18 protein-coding genes and 1 tRNA gene are annotated in these 17466 nt (G+C 56.7%); 9 read left to right on the forward strand and 10 right to left on the reverse strand.

What is annotated here, in order from left to right; genetic code table 11:
• Positions 1-9: 9 nt before the first annotated feature.
• Positions 10-711: a response regulator transcription factor CtrA gene (gene ctrA / locus FHW16_RS21110; RefSeq protein ID WP_182551256.1), complete on the reverse strand. Its 702-nt coding sequence runs from the start codon at positions 709-711 to the stop codon at positions 10-12.
• A gap of 454 nt (positions 712-1165) precedes the next feature.
• Here ctrA and FHW16_RS21115 point away from each other — a divergent pair, with 454 nt between their 5' ends.
• Positions 1166-1552, forward strand: a complete 387-nt coding sequence (locus FHW16_RS21115; RefSeq protein ID WP_182551257.1) for a flagellar export protein FliJ — start codon at positions 1166-1168, stop codon at positions 1550-1552.
• Positions 1553-1578: 26 nt separating this feature from the next.
• On the opposite strand, the gene FHW16_RS21120 is transcribed toward FHW16_RS21115, so the two are convergent.
• Entirely contained in the window at positions 1579-1875 is a 297-nt protein-coding gene (locus tag FHW16_RS21120; protein WP_182551258.1) for a GNAT family N-acetyltransferase, read from the reverse strand.
• 80 nt (positions 1876-1955) lie between these two features.
• On the opposite strand from FHW16_RS21120, the gene FHW16_RS21125 reads away from it, so the two are divergent.
• Positions 1956-2426 carry a paraquat-inducible protein A gene (locus FHW16_RS21125; protein WP_182551259.1) on the forward strand — a complete coding sequence of 157 codons (471 nt, stop codon included), beginning with the start codon at positions 1956-1958 and terminating at the stop codon, positions 2424-2426.
• A 55-nt stretch (positions 2427-2481) separates the two neighbouring features.
• On the opposite strand, the gene FHW16_RS21130 is transcribed toward FHW16_RS21125, so the two are convergent.
• Positions 2482-2757: a DUF1153 domain-containing protein gene (locus FHW16_RS21130; protein WP_091878079.1), complete on the reverse strand. Its 276-nt coding sequence runs from the start codon at positions 2755-2757 to the stop codon at positions 2482-2484.
• 304 nt (positions 2758-3061) lie between these two features.
• Between FHW16_RS21130 and mnmA the strand changes: the two genes are divergently transcribed.
• A complete protein-coding gene (gene mnmA, locus FHW16_RS21135; RefSeq protein WP_182551260.1) occupies positions 3062-4252 on the forward strand; it encodes a tRNA 2-thiouridine(34) synthase MnmA in 1191 nt (396 codons plus the stop codon).
• A 160-nt stretch (positions 4253-4412) separates the two neighbouring features.
• Here the strand turns inward: mnmA and FHW16_RS21140 are convergent, their stop codons facing one another.
• Together FHW16_RS21140 and FHW16_RS21145 are read right to left on the reverse strand one after the other, a co-directional pair.
• Positions 4413-5540, reverse strand: coding sequence for a DegT/DnrJ/EryC1/StrS family aminotransferase (locus FHW16_RS21140; RefSeq protein WP_182551261.1), 1128 nt, complete (start codon positions 5538-5540; stop codon positions 4413-4415).
• A gap of 300 nt (positions 5541-5840) precedes the next feature.
• Positions 5841-6803: a Gfo/Idh/MocA family protein gene (locus FHW16_RS21145; RefSeq protein WP_182551326.1), complete on the reverse strand. Its 963-nt coding sequence runs from the start codon at positions 6801-6803 to the stop codon at positions 5841-5843.
• A 187-nt stretch (positions 6804-6990) separates the two neighbouring features.
• On the opposite strand from FHW16_RS21145, the gene FHW16_RS21150 reads away from it, so the two are divergent.
• A tRNA-Met gene (locus FHW16_RS21150) sits at positions 6991-7067 on the forward strand.
• A gap of 122 nt (positions 7068-7189) precedes the next feature.
• Here the strand turns inward: FHW16_RS21150 and FHW16_RS21155 are convergent.
• The 5 genes from FHW16_RS21155 to FHW16_RS21175 form a co-directional block, all read right to left on the reverse strand.
• Positions 7190-7681 carry a GNAT family N-acetyltransferase gene (locus FHW16_RS21155; RefSeq protein WP_182551262.1) on the reverse strand — a complete coding sequence of 164 codons (492 nt, stop codon included), beginning with the start codon at positions 7679-7681 and terminating at the stop codon, positions 7190-7192.
• A 388-nt stretch (positions 7682-8069) separates the two neighbouring features.
• On the reverse strand, positions 8070-9164 hold the full coding sequence (locus FHW16_RS21160; RefSeq protein WP_182551263.1) for an alcohol dehydrogenase family protein: 1095 nt from the start codon (positions 9162-9164) through the stop codon (positions 8070-8072).
• Positions 9165-9172: 8 nt separating this feature from the next.
• Complete coding sequence (locus FHW16_RS21165) at positions 9173-10552, reverse strand: aspartate aminotransferase family protein (protein ID WP_182551264.1); 1380 nt, start codon at positions 10550-10552, stop codon at positions 9173-9175.
• A gap of 23 nt (positions 10553-10575) precedes the next feature.
• Positions 10576-12069, reverse strand: coding sequence for an NAD-dependent succinate-semialdehyde dehydrogenase (locus tag FHW16_RS21170; RefSeq protein ID WP_182551265.1), 1494 nt, complete (start codon positions 12067-12069; stop codon positions 10576-10578).
• 176 nt (positions 12070-12245) lie between these two features.
• On the reverse strand, positions 12246-12746 hold the full coding sequence (locus FHW16_RS21175; protein WP_182551266.1) for an Lrp/AsnC family transcriptional regulator: 501 nt from the start codon (positions 12744-12746) through the stop codon (positions 12246-12248).
• A gap of 85 nt (positions 12747-12831) precedes the next feature.
• Between FHW16_RS21175 and FHW16_RS21180 the strand changes: the two genes are divergently transcribed.
• The 5 genes from FHW16_RS21180 to ehuD all read left to right on the forward strand — a co-directional run bounded on the left by FHW16_RS21180 (position 12832) and on the right by ehuD (position 17466).
• Positions 12832-14217 carry a PLP-dependent aminotransferase family protein gene (locus FHW16_RS21180; protein WP_182551267.1) on the forward strand — a complete coding sequence of 462 codons (1386 nt, stop codon included), beginning with the start codon at positions 12832-12834 and terminating at the stop codon, positions 14215-14217.
• Positions 14218-14341: 124 nt separating this feature from the next.
• A complete protein-coding gene (ehuA, locus tag FHW16_RS21185; RefSeq protein WP_182551268.1) occupies positions 14342-15163 on the forward strand; it encodes an ectoine/hydroxyectoine ABC transporter ATP-binding protein EhuA in 822 nt (273 codons plus the stop codon).
• A 53-nt stretch (positions 15164-15216) separates the two neighbouring features.
• Positions 15217-16062, forward strand: a complete 846-nt coding sequence (gene ehuB, locus FHW16_RS21190) for an ectoine/hydroxyectoine ABC transporter substrate-binding protein EhuB (protein WP_432652065.1) — start codon at positions 15217-15219, stop codon at positions 16060-16062.
• An 80-nt stretch (positions 16063-16142) separates the two neighbouring features.
• The gene (ehuC, locus tag FHW16_RS21195; protein WP_182551269.1) at positions 16143-16802 is read left to right on the forward strand and encodes an ectoine/hydroxyectoine ABC transporter permease subunit EhuC; all 660 of its coding nucleotides are present in this window, start codon (positions 16143-16145) and stop codon (positions 16800-16802) included.
• Position 16803: 1 nt separating this feature from the next.
• Entirely contained in the window at positions 16804-17466 is a 663-nt protein-coding gene (gene ehuD / locus FHW16_RS21200; protein WP_182551270.1) for an ectoine/hydroxyectoine ABC transporter permease subunit EhuD, read from the forward strand.

A 17466-nucleotide genomic window follows, 5' to 3' on the forward strand; every position in this document is an offset into this window, starting at 1 on the left:
TATAGGAGATCAGGCGATTTCGCGCATATCCTGAGCATCTGGCTCGCGCAGTACATAACCACGGCCCCAGACGGTCTCAATGTAGTTGATACCACCGGAAGCACTGTCGAGCTTCTTGCGCAGCTTGCAGATAAAAACGTCAATGATCTTAAGTTCAGGCTCATCCATACCGCCATAAAGGTGGTTCAGGAACATTTCCTTGGTGAGCGTCGTACCCTTGCGGAGCGAAAGCAGCTCCAGCATCTGGTATTCCTTGCCCGTCAGGTGAACGCGCTGACCGGTGACTTCGACTGTCTTGGCATCAAGATTGACGATCAGGTCGCCAGTCGTGATGACCGACTGGGCGTGGCCCTTCGAACGGCGAACGATCGCATGGATGCGGGCGACCAGTTCATCCTTGTGGAAAGGCTTGGTCATATAGTCGTCTGCGCCGAAACCAAGGCCGCGCACCTTGTCCTCGATACCGGCCATGCCGGAGAGGATCAGGATGGGCGTCTTTACCTTGGAGAGACGCAGGGTCCTCAGGACTTCATAACCGGACATATCCGGCAGGTTGAGGTCGAGGAGGATGATATCATAGTCGTAGAGCTTGCCGAGATCGACACCCTCTTCGCCCAGATCCGTCGTATAAACATTGAAGCTTTCCGACTTGAGCATCAACTCGATGCTCTGGGCCGTCGCACTATCGTCTTCGATTAAAAGAACCCGCATATCATTCCCCTTTTCCCGCCGCTGAAATGGGTTGCCGTGCAATCCCGAAGTCAGGTCGCGAAACAAGCCGTTTCCATAACGTTAAGATTGCCACCGAATGGTTAACAAAATCTAATTCAGCTTTGCAAGTGTCTTTGACTCATAAGTTAAAAATCGCAGACACCGCATTGATTCATAAGGTGAGTCACCCAGTCAAAAACCATCAGCCAAAGCTTCAGGTTCTGCGCCTAAGCGATTCATTCGACTCAATAAATTTTTAGCCAGACACAACTGACTTCGGTTTACCGAGCTTTAAGTCTTAAGGCGTATGATTAATGCTGAACGTAAAGGAAAGGTTACCAGACGCGGCAACCTTTAAGTTTTTGTTTCATTTTTCCGAAGTGATTCGGGTGAAACGCCAGCCGGATGACTCCAGTTCGAGGGTCTGTGTACCGGCTTTGTGGGGGTACAGAGTATGAAGTCGCATGAAGGTTTGGTTCGATTGAAGCTGTTTCAGGTCAAGGAAAAGCGCCGTCAACTCGGTCAGCTTGATCTTATGATGGGTGAATTCGAACGCATGGCTGCCGAATTGGACGCGCAGATTATGTCCGAGGAAAAAAAGGCGGGCATTACCGACACGTCGCATTTTGCCTACCCGACATTCGCCAAGGCTGCCCGCCAGCGTCGTGACAATCTCTTTGATTCGATCCGTGATCTGAAGACTCAGAAAGACGATGCCGAGGCGGCACTAACCGAATCAGAAGCTGAACTGGCCAAGGCCGAGGCGCTGGAACAGCGCGACGGCAAGGTTCGTGATCTGGACGAAATGCCTGTCACTGACAAACGCGCCATGATTGGCTGATCGAGAACGAAAGCCGGATTCACGGTCTAGTTCTGCTGCACCACATCGGCCCAATCCTGATGTCGAAGGGATTGGGCGCGCATGAACGGGCATAGGGGAATGATCTTCCATCCCCCTGCCCTTGCGTCTTCTACCGCATGCAGCGCCAGCGCCTGCCCCACACCCCGGCCGCGCAATGCGTCGGGCACACCTGTGTGATCAACGATAACGAGTTCGGGATTCACCCGGGAAAACGTCATTTCCGCCTCATGTCCCGAGACGACGGCCACATAGCGTCCGCCCGTTGCGGTTTCTTCCTTGGTGATAGTGATATCGCTCGTCATTGATCTTCTCCTTGACGTCCAAAGTGCCTTGCAGTCATTCATCATCTGTTAGATCAGGTTTTGAGGTGTGGCGGAACATCATGGCATTCAAGAGAATTCTGATTCCCATCATTCTTTTTGTTGCAACTTTCTCACTCGCATTGGGTCTCACCATGCCGCTGATGAATGTCAGCAAGCTCTATTTCTTTGATGCGAATCCGTCACTGGTTGGTCTGATTGCAGCCCTATGGTCAGGCGGCGACCGGTTGCTCGCGGTGATCGTCACGCTTTTTTCGGTGATTCTGCCGATTGGCAAGCTCGCGGTCGCGCAGCTGGCCGCAGCACACGAACCGATCGCCGCCCATGTGCTGCATCGCTGGATCGGCATCCTGTCGAAATGGTCCATGCTGGATGTATTGCTGGTTGCGCTGGTTATTTTTGCCGCCAAGACCAGCGGACTGGCCACGGCAATTGCCCAGCCGGGCCTGTGGTTTTTTGCGGCATCGGCGATTCTCTCGGCTGTCGCCACGCATTTCATCGTGCAGCAGGAAAAAGCAGACGCCCGGCCTTAAAAAGGAAAAGGCCGGTCTCAACGACCAGCCTAAGCCAAACTCAGGGCGACATCATCTAATGACGATATTGCTGTATCCGGGTCGTTCTTAGTCCAGCCAGGCCATGATCGGAGATCGAGGACTGCCAGGACAGGAACTCCTCCACCGTCAATGTATAGCGATGGCAAGCCTCCTCAAGACTAAGAAGACCACCGCGCACAGCGGCAACCACCTCAGCCTTGCGGCGAATAACCCAACGCCGCGTATTGGCGGGTGGAAGATCGGCGATGGTCAGCGGACTGCCATCCGGGCCGATTACGTATTTTACTCTCGGTCGAACAAGATCGGTCATTGTACTCTCTACACTAAACTTCAAGACCTATCGCAGCTGACATTACATGCAGGGCTTTAATAATTGCCTAAACCTCGAGTCATTCTCTGGTAACTTCTGCAAATTCCAAAAGATTGTTGAAAATGGCATTTTTGCCTGCTTTGGCCTCCGCCTCCGGCCGTGGCCGTGGCGACACATCGCTCACCTTTGCGTGAGAAAAATGCGGCACCCGCCACTTCCTGTTGGCAAGATCGAGTCAATTGACCTATATAGGGGCCTTGAATATCCCTGCGCCGTTATGTCGCTGCAAGAACCGGATCCGCTTATGACACTGAATAATCTCGATCTGCCGGGCAAGCCGGAAGACACCCGTATCGTCGTCGCCATGTCAGGCGGCGTGGATTCTTCTGTTGTCGCGGGCATTCTCAAACGCCAGGGTTATGACGTCGTTGGCGTTACCTTGCAGCTTTACGATCATGGCGCATCGACCCACCGCGCAGGCTCATGCTGCGCCGGTCAGGATATCGAAGATGCGCGCCGCGTGTCCGAGCGGCTTGGTATTCCGCACTATGTTCTGGATTACGAGGCCCGTTTCCGGGAAGCTGTCATCGATCCGTTCGCCAACAGCTATGTTAGCGGCGAAACACCGATCCCCTGCGTATCCTGCAACCAGACCGTTAAATTTGCCGATCTCCTGCAGACCGCGCGCGATCTTGGCGCCGACGCACTCGCTACGGGTCACTACATCCGCAGCCAGGCCAATGGAGCGCACCGTGCCCTGTATCGGCCCGTGGATGCCGACAAGGACCAGAGCTATTTCCTTTTTGCGACAACGCAGGAACAGATCGATTATCTGCGCTTCCCGCTCGGCGCGCTGACCAAGCCGGAAACCCGCGCCATTGCCGAAGAGCTTGGCCTGTCCGTTGCCAACAAGCAGGACAGTCAGGACATCTGCTTTGTTCCGCAGGGCAAATATTCCGACATTATTTCCAAGCTGAAGCCTGAGGCTGCCAATCCCGGCAATATCGTTCATATCGACGGCCGCGTCCTTGGCCGCCATGAGGGCATCGTGCATTACACGATCGGCCAGCGTCGCGGTATTGGTGTTGCGACAGGTGATCCGCTCTATGTGGTGCATCTCGATGCCGCCAATGCGCGCGTTGTTGTCGGTCCGCGCGAAGCGCTGGAAACCCGCAAGGTGTTCCTGCGCAACGTCAATTGGCTCGGGGATGATGCGCTGGACAGCATTCCGGAAGGCGGCGTTGAAGTGTATGCCAAGGTGCGTTCAACCCGTCCACCCCGCCCTGCCGTTCTGCATAACCGTGATGGCGAGACATGGGTGGAACTGGTCGATGGCGAAAGTGGCATTGCACCCGGCCAGGCCTGCGTTCTCTATTCCGACGACAGCAATACTGCCAGGGTCTTCGGCGGCGGCTTTATCGGCCGCTCGGAACGTGCGCCGCAGGCAGAAGCCATGCTCAAGCGTTTGGCCCAGCAGGGTCAGGCCGTCGCCTGATCCGGTAAGCTCCTATCGGTGATGAAAGCGGGCCATGCTGCAAATCTGTGCTGCGTAGTTTGTGGTTCGCCCTTCGACAGGCTCAGGAAGCTCACCATGAGGGATAGGGCAGCTGCAAGCTGAGCTTGTCGAACCACGAACCACGCAGCCTCCAAAGCGCCTAGGCGGCGCTTTTTTCGTGGAACTCGCGAATGGTTCCGATAATCCGATCCTGATCGGCCTCGCTCAGATAGGCATGCATCGGCAGGCACAGAATATTCTTCGGCAGCGTTTCTGATACTTCAAGGCCACCCGGCGCGCGCATATAGTGCGCATAGGCTTCCTGCAGATGCAGCGGTTTCACATAATAGATCACCGACGGAATGCCATTGGCCTGCAGATGCGACTTCAGGGCATCGCGGTTCTGTGTCTCAATGGCATATTGCGCCCAGGCCGAGCGCGAGCCTGTCGGCACATGCGCGACCTTGGCGACGCTTTTCAGCCCATCGGAATAACGCTTGGCCACAACCTGCCGTGCTTCCATCTCGTCTTCGAGGATGGCGAGCTTTTCAATGAGGATGGCCGCCTGGATCGTATCGAGGCGTGAGTTCATACCGACACGCACGTTGTCGTACTGTGTCTCGCCCTTGCCGTGGAAAAGAATGGAACGCAGGAGATCAGCCAGCGCACCGTCATTGGTGAACATGGCACCGCCATCGCCATAGCAGCCCAAGGGCTTGGCTGGATAGAAGCTTGTAGCCCCTACATGGCCGAATGCGCCGCACATGGCATTATCCCGCTTGCCGCCGATCGACTGCGCCGCATCTTCGATCACGAACAGACCGTACTTGTCCGCAATCGCCGAAACCGATGTGTAGTCGGCAGCAAGGCCGAAGAGATCAACCGGGATGATGGCTTTCGGCTGAAGGCGGCCTTCCGCTAATACTGCCTTGATGGCCGCTTCCAGCTGCTCGGTATTGATGTTGTAGGTGTCGGCGTCCACGTCGATAAAGACAGGCTCGGCACCGACAAGCGCGACAACTTCGGCTGTGGCGGCAAAGGTGAAGCTCGGGCAGAACACCGCATCACCCGGGCCGATGTTACGCGCCATGAGCGGAATCTGCAGTGCATCCGTGCCGTTGGCACAGGCAACCACATGCTCAACACCAAGATATTCGCCGAGACGCTTTTCGAACTCGGCAACTTCGGGGCCGAGAATATATTTGCCTTCGCGCACCACTTTGGCGATTGCCGCATCAAGCTTGCTGCTAATCCGTTCACGCTGTGCGCCGAGATCGATGAATTGCATCATTGCTCCAATATCAAATGTCTCCGCGAATCCGTCGCGGAAAACGGTCAAGACAACTCTTTAGAAGGGCCGTGGGAGGACTGCCAGACGTTGTCGTTCAAAGTTTGTCCGGTCTTGTAACAACGCTTTACGTCAAGCGCAATCTGGCGGCATTTTTTGGTTCGTGGTTCGACAAGCTCACCATGAGGGAGAGTGGTGCTGCAAGGTCCATCTAAGGTTTTGCAGAATACAGCTCCCTGCAATCCTCACTCTTCCTCATGGTGAGCTTGTCGAACCACGAGGCTACGTCCTGCCAATGACTCAGCTGACCTTGCCGTGAGCAACGGTACCGGCGGTAAGAATCCGCAGGACGCGAATCGCTTCTTCGCCATCGGTCAGCGGCTCACTGCGCGTGTTGATGCTGTCGATGAAATTCTGGCATTCGCGTGTCAGGGGCATGCCCTGTGCGATCTTGATGTAGGTTGGCTCTTCCGTTGTCGATGCCCACTGACCATTGTCCTGCCAGATCGAATGCTTGTAGACCGCCAGCTTTTTGTCCCACTGTTCCATGTCATCGAAGACCGCCATGGCCTTGGTCCCGACAACCGTAAGACGGCGTTCGCGATAGGGATTAAGGCGCGAGGCAAAGAGGTGCCCGCGAATATTGTTGGGAAAGCGCATGTGCAGATGCGCAAAGTCGCTGAGATGATCAAGCACCGCCGCACCCTCACCGCGTACTTCCAGAGGCTCCGTGCCTGTAATGGCGAGGATCATCGACAGGTCGTGCGGCGCCAGATCCCAAAGGGCATCATTTTCCGTGTGGAATTTTCCAAGGCCCAGACGATGGGAATGGATATAGCGCACATCGCCAAGATCGCCTGCCTTGATCAGCTCCAGAAGCTTTTCAAAAGCCGGGTGGAAGCGCAGCACATGGCCAACCATGAAGATACGGCCATTGTCGCGTGCCGCCTTCACCGCAGCTTCCGCGTCGGGAACAGTCAGTGCGATCGGTTTTTCGACAAGAACGTCCTTGCCATTGGTAACGGCACGAATCGCTGCAGCCGCATGAAACTGCGGTGGCAGTGCCATGACGATGGCATCAACGTCGGGATGTGTGAAAAGATCCTCGACTTCAATGTGCAGAACATTCTGCTCCGCGGCAAAGCCGGCAGCGCGATCGGTATTCTCGTCAGAGACCGCAAATAGCGCTCCGAGACTCTTTAATGTCCGGATATGGTTGCTGCCCCAATAGCCGCAACCCAGCACTGCAATCCGTGGAGACATCTTTTCAGCCTTTTTCATGTCGGCATCCATTATCCGCAGGAAGAAACGAACACAAGTCTTGGATAAGGAGAAGATTGCTTGACAGGCCGTTGCTCCCCACATATATCCGCCCCGTCCCTGTCAATTGACAGCGCGTCCCCCGGTCCTCATTTGCAGGCTAGCCGTTCACGGGTCGCATGACATATGGGGCGAAGTAGCTCAGTAGGTTAGAGCAGAGGAATCATAATCCTTGTGTCGGGGGTTCGAATCCCTCCTTCGCTACCATTTCCTTTCCAAAAAAGGCGGTTTTCCGTTCACATTGTTGCGAAGTGTGGACAGACGCACGATTTTGATTTTTTGACACTGGTTTCAGAATAAGCAGGTTTCTGCCCGGCGTCAAAATAGTGTCATGATCCGGCAGCATCCCATTCGGTACGCAGAACAGCCATGACAAGCTCATCCCGATAGCTTCCCCCAAAGTAAGCACTTCCCCGCGCAATACCCTCGGGTACAAAGCCTGCGGCGAGATATGCACGGCGGGCACGCACATTTTCGGGAAAAACACCGAGCCAAACACGATGCACGTCAGTTTCATTGAAAATGCGGTCCAGGACAGATTGCAGAAACCTGCTGCCATATCCTTGGCCCGGCTTCAGCATTGCAATGCGCTTGATCAATGACACACGATCCGGCGATGCCCAGTCCCGCACGATAGCAAAACCAACGACCTCGTTGCCGTCCTTGGCAAGGAAATATCTGTATTTTTTGTCGGCAAGCGCCAATCGGTGGCGCACTTCATCCCAACGGCCCACGACAGCATCATATCCGTCAAGGCGTTCAGCCCGCAAGATCAGGGGCAAATCAGACTCAGTCGCTTCAACCACCAGAATATCAGTCATGCGCTACAGCTCCGGCAAATCACGATATCTGCGATGAGCTCAGCCGTTCGAGCAATCAATCCATCAGGACAAACAATTGCAGTACAGCCAAAACTCGTCCAGCCACCCGACCCCTCGCCAGCAACCTCCGATGACATAACTCAACGGTTTGTTCTTTTCGCGCAGGCCTCCAGACTTTCGATGTAGGGTTCTCGCCTGAACGACGCCAGATCAACACTTCGTTCATCCGCCCAGATCATGCAAGAGCCCCTGCATGGCTCGCTCGATAGCGCCAAAAACCGGGAACCGTTGCAAGGCGGCTATACGCATACCCAAAAGCTAGCCCGCTGTCCCGACGATGAAAAGTCACTGAAGTGTGTCGGGCGTAAGCCGTACCAGACGAGCAGGTTCAGCTGCCTTCACCATATTTCGCATCGGGAACCACGACGAGCTTGCCGACAAAGGCCTTTGCCATGAAATCACTCTGCGCCCGGTGGAATTCCGAGAGCGGGTAAACGCCGCCGACGAGCGGTTTGATCTTGCCTTCCTCAATGTAGCGGACAATGCGGCGGAAATCACCGCGCGTGCCCTGGGACGATCCGTGCAGCTGTAGCTGCTTCAGATACATGGTCCTGAGGTCGAGTTGCACCACGGGTCCGGCAATGGCACCAGCCGTCGTATAACGGCCTTCCGGCCGCAGGACGCGCAGAAGATCGTTGAACATGGGGCCACCGACAAGATCGGCCACCACATCAATTGGCTTGCCGTCGAGAACACGTTCCACGGCAGTGACAAGATCGCCATCACCGCGGGTAATCACCGCCTCGGCGCCGATATCAAGCAGCGCCTGCTCCTTGCCGGCACCGACCACGGCATAGGGAATGGCACCGCGCGCCCGTGCCAGCTGTACGATGCCCGACCCGACGCCACCCGACGCGCCCGTGACAAGAACCCGTTCGCCGGATTTCAACCCGGCTCGTTCAAGCATCTGTTCACCGGTCAGATAGGCGCAGCAGAAGGTGGCCAGTTCGATGTCGCTGAGATCAGTATTGACCACGTGGGCGTTTTCGGCAGGCACCGCGACATATTCGGCATATCCCCCGTCGCGGCCATGGCCGATGTAATCAATGTCGGCAAGGCTGTCGTCTTCGCGGTTATAGATGGAGAAATCCACCATGACGCGCTCGCCGATACGGCTATCGGCGACGTCAGCGCCTACGGCCACGATGTGGCCGACAATATCGGTGCCCTGGATTCGCGGGAAAGCGAGCGTCGGCTCCTGCCGCCGCCAGCTGGATACGGCGTTCGCATTATTCTCGGTGCCATAGGCGCCCTGACGCACCCAAACATCCGTATTGTTCATGCCGCAGGCGGAGATTTCAATCAGAACTTCTCCGGCGGCCGGCTGCGCAACGGGCACATCTGTTCGGTACACCAGCTTGTCGAGATCACCGTGGCCCGTCAGCAGGACGGCTGACATTGTTCGGGAAACCATATCCATCATCCCGGACCTCAGAGTGTTTTTGCAACAGCATCGACAGCCGCAGCTGCGGCGTTGACGACGATATCCGCCTCCTCCCGCGTGAGGCAGAGCGGCGGAGCAAATCCGAGGATATCACCCTGTGGCATTGCCCGCCCGATAACGCCGCGCTCTGCCAAAGCTACCGCGATTTGCGGGCCGACCTTCTGCGACACGTCGAAAAATACCCTGTCATCCCGGTCTCTGACGAATTCAACCGCAGCCAGCATGCCGTCACCGCGCACCTCACCAACGATGGGATGATTTCCCAGCGCATCGGCAAGCGCCTTGCGGAAATAGGCTCCGGTTTCTCCGGCATTGGTCACGAGATCCAGCTTGTCGATCAGCTCCAGATTGGCAACACCGGCGGCAGCGCAGATCGGATGAGCTGAATAGGTCCATCCATGACCGAGTGATCCGAGTTTGTCCGAGCCCTGCACCAGCACTTGCCAGACCTTGTCGCCAACGATGACGCCGGAAAGCGGCGCATAGGCCGAGGTCAGACCCTTGGCGATCGTGATCAGATCAGGCTTGATACCATAATGATCCGAACCGAACATCGTGCCCAGACGGCCAAAGCCCGTTACAACCTCATCGGCAACCAGAAGCACATCGTATTTGTTGAGGACGGCCTGTATTTTCTCCCAGTATCCGGCAGGCGGCGGCACGATACCTCCGGTGCCGAGGATCGGTTCGCCGATGAATGCAGCCACTGTCTCCGGCCCTTCCGCAAGGATCATTTCCTCCAGTTTATCGGCGCAATGCTGGGAGAACTGCTCTTCGCTCATCGAGCGGTCTTCCCGGCGGAAATAGTAAGGTGCCTCCGTATGCAGGATCGGTGCCCGCGGCAGGTCGAAGGCATTGTGGAAGAGATCGAGCCCGGTCAGGCTTCCGGTCATCACCCCTGAGCCATGATAGCCGCGCCAGCGGGAAATGATCTTCTTCTTGTCCGGCCGTCCAAGCACATTGTTGTAGTACCAGATCAGCTTGATGTTGGTCTCGTTGGCATCGGATCCGGAAAGACCGAAATAGACCCGGCTCATGCCTTCTGGAGCCCGGTCGATAATCATCTTGGCGAGTTTGATCGAGACTTCGGTGCCATGGCCGACATAGGCATGATAATAGGCAAGCTCTTTGGCCTGCTGTGCAATCGCATCGGCTATTTCCTGCCGCCCGTAACCGACATTGACGCAATACAGTCCAGCAAAGGCATCAAGGCTTTTCCTGCCGTTCACATCAAAAATATGCACGCCTTCGCCGCCCTTGATTACCCGCGTCGGACTTTCGCCTCGTGCATGGGTGCCCATGTGGGTGGAGGGATGGAAAAAGTGGTCGCGGTCCCAGGCGTTCAGCTCGTTCGAACGGTCCAACATGTCTATTGCTCCTGCTTTTTGCCTCAGCTTGCTTCGAGGCAGAGATATTTGAGTTCCGTGAAGGCTTCGATGCCGTGGCGCGATCCTTCCCGTCCGAGACCGGATTGCTTCACGCCGCCAAAGGGGATCGGCGCACCGGTGATTTTGACCCGGTTGATCGCAACCATGCCGTATTCGAGCGCACAGCCCAGACGCAGCATGCGCTGGCCGTCGCGGGTAACGACATAGGCCACAAGACCATATTCCGTATCGTTGGCACGGCGAACGACTTCATCCTCGTCATCAAACACGGTCACAGCGGCCACTGGACCGAACGTTTCCTCGCGCATAATCAGAGCGGTATCGGGAACATTCGTCAGCAACGTCGGCTGGAAAAACAAAGGGCCTGCTGTGTGCCGCTTGCCGCCGGCAAGGCACCTGGCACCGCGATCGAGTGCGTCCTGTACCTGTTCTTCGACCTTCTGCACGGCCCTTTCATGCATCAACGGACCGATTTCCGCCCCCTCTGTCAGGCCGGATGCCACTTTCAACGCCTTAATTTTTCGAGCAAACGCAGCGACAAAAACATCATGAACCGGCCGTTCCACATAAATGCGATTGGCCGCCAGACAGTCCTGACCTGAGGTGGCAAATTTTGCACCGATCGCAATCTCCACGGCGCGATCAATGTCACTATCGGCAAAGATAATCAGGGGCGCGTGTCCACCCAGTTCCATGACGAGGTTCTTCATTGTTGGTGCGCACTGTGCGGCAATCAGACGTCCGACCTCGGTTGAACCTGTGAAACTCAAGGCGCGCACGCGCGGATCGGCGCAAAGCGCCTCGACGATAGGTGCTGCCTTGCCGGTGACAATATTGAAAACACCCGCTGGCACCCCGGCCCGCTCCGCCAGTTCGGCAAGGGCAAGGGCTGACAACGGCGTCTCGGACGAGGGATGCGCGACAATGGTACAACCGGCTGCAAGAGCAGCAGCTGCCTTGCGGGTCAGCATGGCAGACGGGAAATTCCACGGGGTAACGATACCGACAACGCCGATGGCTTCGCGGCTGACCATCATCTGCGCACCGGGCAGATGGCTGGTTACGCCCTCTGCGTTCAGCCGCTTCCCCTCCTCCGCATAGAATTCGATGAAGGAAGCAGCGTATTCGATCTCCCCGCGCGACTCATCCAGCGGTTTACCCTGCTCGAGCGTCATGATCAGCGCGAGATCTTCCTTTGCCGCCAGAACCAGATCGTACCATTTGCGCAGGATGGAAGCACGTTGTTGCGGCAGCAACGAGCGCCATGAACGGAATGCGCGTGATGCAGCCTCGATGGCAAGAGAGGTTTCTTCCTGACCGAGCGCAGCGACCCATGCAACCGGCATTCCCGATGCCGGGTCACGCACCTCAAATGTCTGCCCGCCTTTGCCTGAGACCCAATGGCCATCGATATAGGCAAGATCGCGCAACATCCTGCGATCCTGCAGGCGGTCAAGTCCATCGTGGCGTTCGGGTCGTGCGAAATGGGCAGACATCGGGCTCTCCCTGAGAATAGACCGCAATGCTCACCGATCCCGTCAGGAGAGAGTGACTGTAATGCGCCGCCTGCAGAGAGAGATTGTCCGATTTTCCCCCGTGATTTGGAGAGATGGACCGGGGTGTCAGTCGGGTGGTCCGTTCTAAGATTTGCGTGTCGCATGAGATGCGAATGTCAATTTCGTTCCACTAGCGGCTGGATCAGGTCATGAACAGGCAGAGCTGTTTCCTCTTTCACCGTCTTGGTGATGATGTAGGAAAAATACCGGTCGATACCGAGCTCCCGTTGCAACAGATCATCGATAAGCCGCTGATAGGCATCGATATCCCGGGCGACAATTTTCAGAATGTAATCGACACCGCCGCCAACCGACCAGCACGAGGTTACCTCGGGCAAAAGCTTTATCGCCCGCTCGAACCGCTCGAAATCCGTCTGCTTGTGCGACGCGAGCGTGACCTCCACGAGGATACTGGCGACTGGCGCAACCAGCCTGAGCGCCAGCCGCGCATGATAACCGGTGATAATCCCCGCCTTTTCCAGCCGGCGAAGCCTTGTCCAGCACGGTGTCGGCGAGATACCCGCCCGTTCGGCAAGGGCGAGTTTGGTGATCCGTCCATCCCGCTGGATGGCATCGAGAATGCGGATATCGATTGCGTCAAGCCTAGGTGCGCCCATTACCGTTCCAGTTCAAAGAGTGGATTGATCATGGCCTTGTGTTTTTCTCATTGTCAATTGACCTGATTTCAATCAATCTGAAATCATGACATTATGGCGTCCTGATATCAGCTCACTCACCCGCCCTGCCTACCTCTCGTTGGCGGACCAGATTGCACGCGCCGTGGGTGACGGCACCTTGGCAGCAGGTACGCGTCTGCCGACCCACCGGAAGATGGCGGAAGATCTGCAACTGTCCGTGCAGACGGTCAGCCGTGCCTATGAGGAGCTCATTCGCCGGGGCATGCTTTCGGGCGAAACCGGGCGTGGCAGTTTCGTCAAGGCGCAGCGGCGCGAAATCGATCAGCCTTATCTGCCGGAGCGTCTTGGCGAAGTGATTGACCTTTCGATCCTCAAGCCCGTCTGCGAAAAAATGCATCATGAGCGTTTGAAGAAGGCGCTGGGCTGGCTTTCTGAAACCCTGCCCGCAAGTTCCGCTTTGTCGTTCCGTCCGAACGTGGTTTTCCCGCGCCACCGCGCCACGGCGGTCAAGTGGCTGCGCGAGTGCGGCCTTGATGTCCCCGCGTCGAATATCAGCGTCACCAACGGTGCGACCGCTGCGATGACCGTCGCCATCATGAGTGTTGCACCTGTCGGTTCGATCATTGCGACCGAAGCTACCGGGCACCATACTCTTGTGCCGCTGGCCTCCTATCTTGGGCTGACACTCAAGGGCATAGCCATTGACGATCAGGGCATAATCCCCGAAGCGCTGGATGCGGCATGCAAGGAATCCAGCATTCGCGCATTGTTTGTGCAGCCGGCCGCGATCAATCCATGCGCAACAGTGATGGGATCTGTCCGCCGCGCCGAGATTGTCGAGGTTGCGCGCAAACGCGATATTGCGATTGTCGAAAGCGATATACTCGGCCCTTTGGTCCAGGATCGTCCGCCACCGATTGCCGCACTGGCTCCCGAGCGGACGCTCTATTTCACCAGCTTTACCAAGACTGTCGTACCGGGTTTACGCATCGGCTATCTGGCAGCGCCTGACCGTTATGTTGCCGCTGTCGCCAACCGCCATCTCGTTTCCAACTGGATGGCAACACCTATGGTTGCGGAGATCGCCACACGCTGGGTCGAGGACGGCACGGCCATGGAACTGGTGCAATGGCAGCGCGAAGCCCTGCGGCGCAGACACGAGATTGCGTCGCAGGTGCTTTCAGGTACATTTTTCCGCTCGCACCCGCAAAGCCTGCATATCTGGCTGCCACTGACCGACGGGCGAACGGAAGAGACCTTCGTCGCTCAGGCACGCTTGCAGAATGTCGCCATCGCACCCGGTGCATCATTCCGCATTTCGCAGGAAGACTGGACACCGGCCGTGCGCATATCGCTCGGCTCCACCACGGAAGCCGAATTGTTGCGTGGCCTTACGGTCGTCGGAAGTCTGCTGCAGGGTGATCCCGAACACCTGTTGCTCGCCATTTAGTCAAAGCGCGCAATTTCATGGCAATAAAACTTATATTGTCATGATTTAATTTTTATAATTGACATGATTTGATAAGTCTCTCATCGTTTAGGGCATAGCCGGTCTCAACCAGAGGGAGAGACGCATGCCGCCAATCAACGAGACAAGAACAGGAACGACGGGCCACCCGCCGATCATCGAGATCGACGGCATCAGCAAAAGCTTCGGTGCGTTCAAGGTTCTTGATCAGTTGTCATTCAACGTCGCGCCGGGTGAGAAGCTCGCGCTTATAGGACCTTCCGGTTCCGGCAAGACCACGATCCTGCGTATTCTCATGACACTGGAGGGCATCGACAGCGGCGATATTCGCGTTGCAGGCGAAAATCTCTATCAGATGCAGAAGAATGGCGGCCTGCAACCGGCTGACGAAAACCATCTGCACAAAATGCGCGCCCAGATCGGCATGGTGTTCCAGCTGTTCAATCTCTTTCCCCACAAATGCGTTCTCGATAACGTGACGCTGGCACCGATGCTGACGAAAAACACACCGCGCAAGCAGGCCGAAGAGCAGGCCATGCAATTGCTCGAGATGGTCGGGCTGGCTAATAAAGCCAAATCCATGCCTTCGCAATTGTCGGGCGGACAGAAACAGCGTGTCGCCATTGCCCGTGCCCTGGCACTGCAACCCAAGATCATGCTTTTCGACGAAGTGACGTCGGCGCTCGACCCCGAATTGGTTGAAGAAGTGCTCAATGTCCTGTGGCGTCTGTCCGAGGAAACGGACATGACCATGCTGCTCGTCACCCACGAGATGGGTTTTGCCCACGAATTCGCCGATCGGGTATTGTTCTTTGATCGGGGCAAGATCGTCGAGGATGGCAAGCCCGATGAAATCTTCCGCAATCCGAAACAGGAACGCACGCAGGCATTCCTGAAAAAGATCATCGCCGCCGGTCACAGGGTTTGATCGGCACGGCACCTGCACACCTTAAAACACAAGAAAACTGAGGAGTTGGGAACATGTTGAACTTGAAAACAATGAGTGCATCGATCGGAGCGATTGCACTGTCTGCCCTGGCGCTTTCCGTGCCTGCAAAAGCGGATGAAGCGCTCGACAAACTGAAAGCGCAGGGCTTTGCGCGCATTGCGATTGCCAATGAGCCACCTTTCACCGCGGTCAAGCCGGATGGCACAGTGTCCGGCGCAGGGCCTGATGTTGCACGAGCCGTCTTCAAGAAGCTCGGCGTGGCCGATGTGGTTGCATCCATCTCCGAATATGGCGCCATGATCCCGGGCCTTCAGGCCGGACGTCATGATGTGGTGACGGCCGGGCTGTTCATGAAACCGGAACGCTGCCGGGCCGTCGCCTATTCCGAGCCAATTCTGTGCGATGCCGAAGCTTTTCTGGTCAAGAAGGGCAATCCCAAGGGCTTCAAGAGCTACAAGGATATCGCGGTGGATGCGAAAGCAACCATCGGCGCACCCGGTGGCGGCACGGAAGAACGGCTGGCGCTGGAAGCCGGTGTGCCACGTGACCGCGTGATCGTTGTTCCCGATGGCCAGAGCGGCATCAAGATGCTGCAGGACGGGCGTATCGATGTCTACTCCCTGCCGGTTCTTTCCATCAATGATCTGGTCAAGAAGGCCAATGACCCGAATGTCGAAGTCTTCGCCCCCGTCGTGAACGCACCGGTCTATTGCGATGGCGCGGCCTTCCGCAAGGACCAGACCACCCTGCGCGACGAGTTCGACAAGGTTCTCGCCGAGATGAAGAAATCAGGTGAATTTGAGAAGATCGTCGAACCTTACGGCTTCTCGGCCAAGGCAGCCATGTCAACAACGCGCGAGAAGCTTTGCGCCGGCTGACAAGCACCCTGTCATGGTCACTCCGGCAGGGATACCGGAGTGACCATCCGCAATTTCCGTCACGAACGAGAGCATGACCGATGGGCCAGTGGGCCGGATATTTACAGCTGATTCTGGAAGGGGCGCTGGTTACCATCAAGCTGACCCTGATGGGGTCCGTGCTTGCGCTGATCATGGCCTTTATCGCCGGCCTCGGCCGGATATCGCGATTCCGGGCTGTGCGCGCACTGGCCACCACCTATATCGAGTTCTTTCGCGGTACCTCCATCTTCGTCCAGCTCTTCTGGGCCTATTTCGTGCTGCCGCTGTTCGGCTTCTCGCTCACGCCGTTGCAGGCGGGTGTTCTGGCGCTCGGTCTCAACGTGGGAGCCTATGGCGCCGAAGTCGTGCGCGGTGCAATCAAGTCCATCGGACGGGAACAGTATGAGGCCTGCATTGCTCTGAACTTCAACCGCTGGCAGAGCTTGCGCCATATCATTCTGCCGCAGGCTTTCGTACTGATGCTGCCGACCTTCGGTAACAATGCGATCGAGCTTTTGAAAGCCTCCGCTGTCGTATCGCTGATTTCCCTTTCGGACATGACGTTCCAGGCGCAGGTCGTACGCGCCCAGACAGGCAGCACATTGATGCCTTTCCTGACCATTCTTGTTCTTTACTTCCTTATGTCGTCGGTCATCTCCGCCGCGATCCGCGGACTGGAGCGTTATCTGACCCGCGGCCTTGACGGCGTGAGGTCCTGAGATGGAATGGGATTGGGCCTTTGTTATCGAAATTCTTCCGACCATGATCGAGGGCGTGAAGATCACCATTCTGGCAACCCTTCTGGGATCGGTGCTTGCCGCCATTATCGGCCTTGGTCTGGCTATCCTGCGCCGCTCGAAGAATGCCTTTGTCTCGAAGCCCGTTGGCTTTCTCGCCGACTTCATTCGCGGCACGCCTTTGCTCGTGCAGCTGTATTTCATCTTCTACGTGCTGCCCGATGCGGGCATTACCCTCTCCCCGCTGGTCGCCGGTGTAATCGGCCTCGGCCTGCATTACGGCACCTACACGGCAGAGGTCTATCGCGGTGGCATCGACAACGTGGCACGCGGCCAGTGGGAAGCTGCTCGCGCCTGCAATCTCTCGGCATTCCAGACCTGGACAAGGATCATTCTGCCGCAGGCCTTGCCGCCGATGATCCCGGCACTCGCCAACTATTTCATCGCCATGTTCAAGGAAACGCCGCTGCTTTCCGCGATCACCGTGCTTGAACTGATGAATCAGGCGCGAAGCATCGCCAATTACAACTATCGCTACATTGAGCCGATCACACTGGTGGGCGCATTCTTCCTGGTGATCAGTCTTGTATCCGTCATTGCCCTGCGCTGGCTCGAACGCCGCTATGGGCGGATCGAGGAGAGATAA

Origin of the sequence: Phyllobacterium myrsinacearum (assembly GCF_014138285.1) — a bacterium.
Lineage (GTDB): Bacteria > Pseudomonadota > Alphaproteobacteria > Rhizobiales > Rhizobiaceae > Phyllobacterium > Phyllobacterium myrsinacearum_A.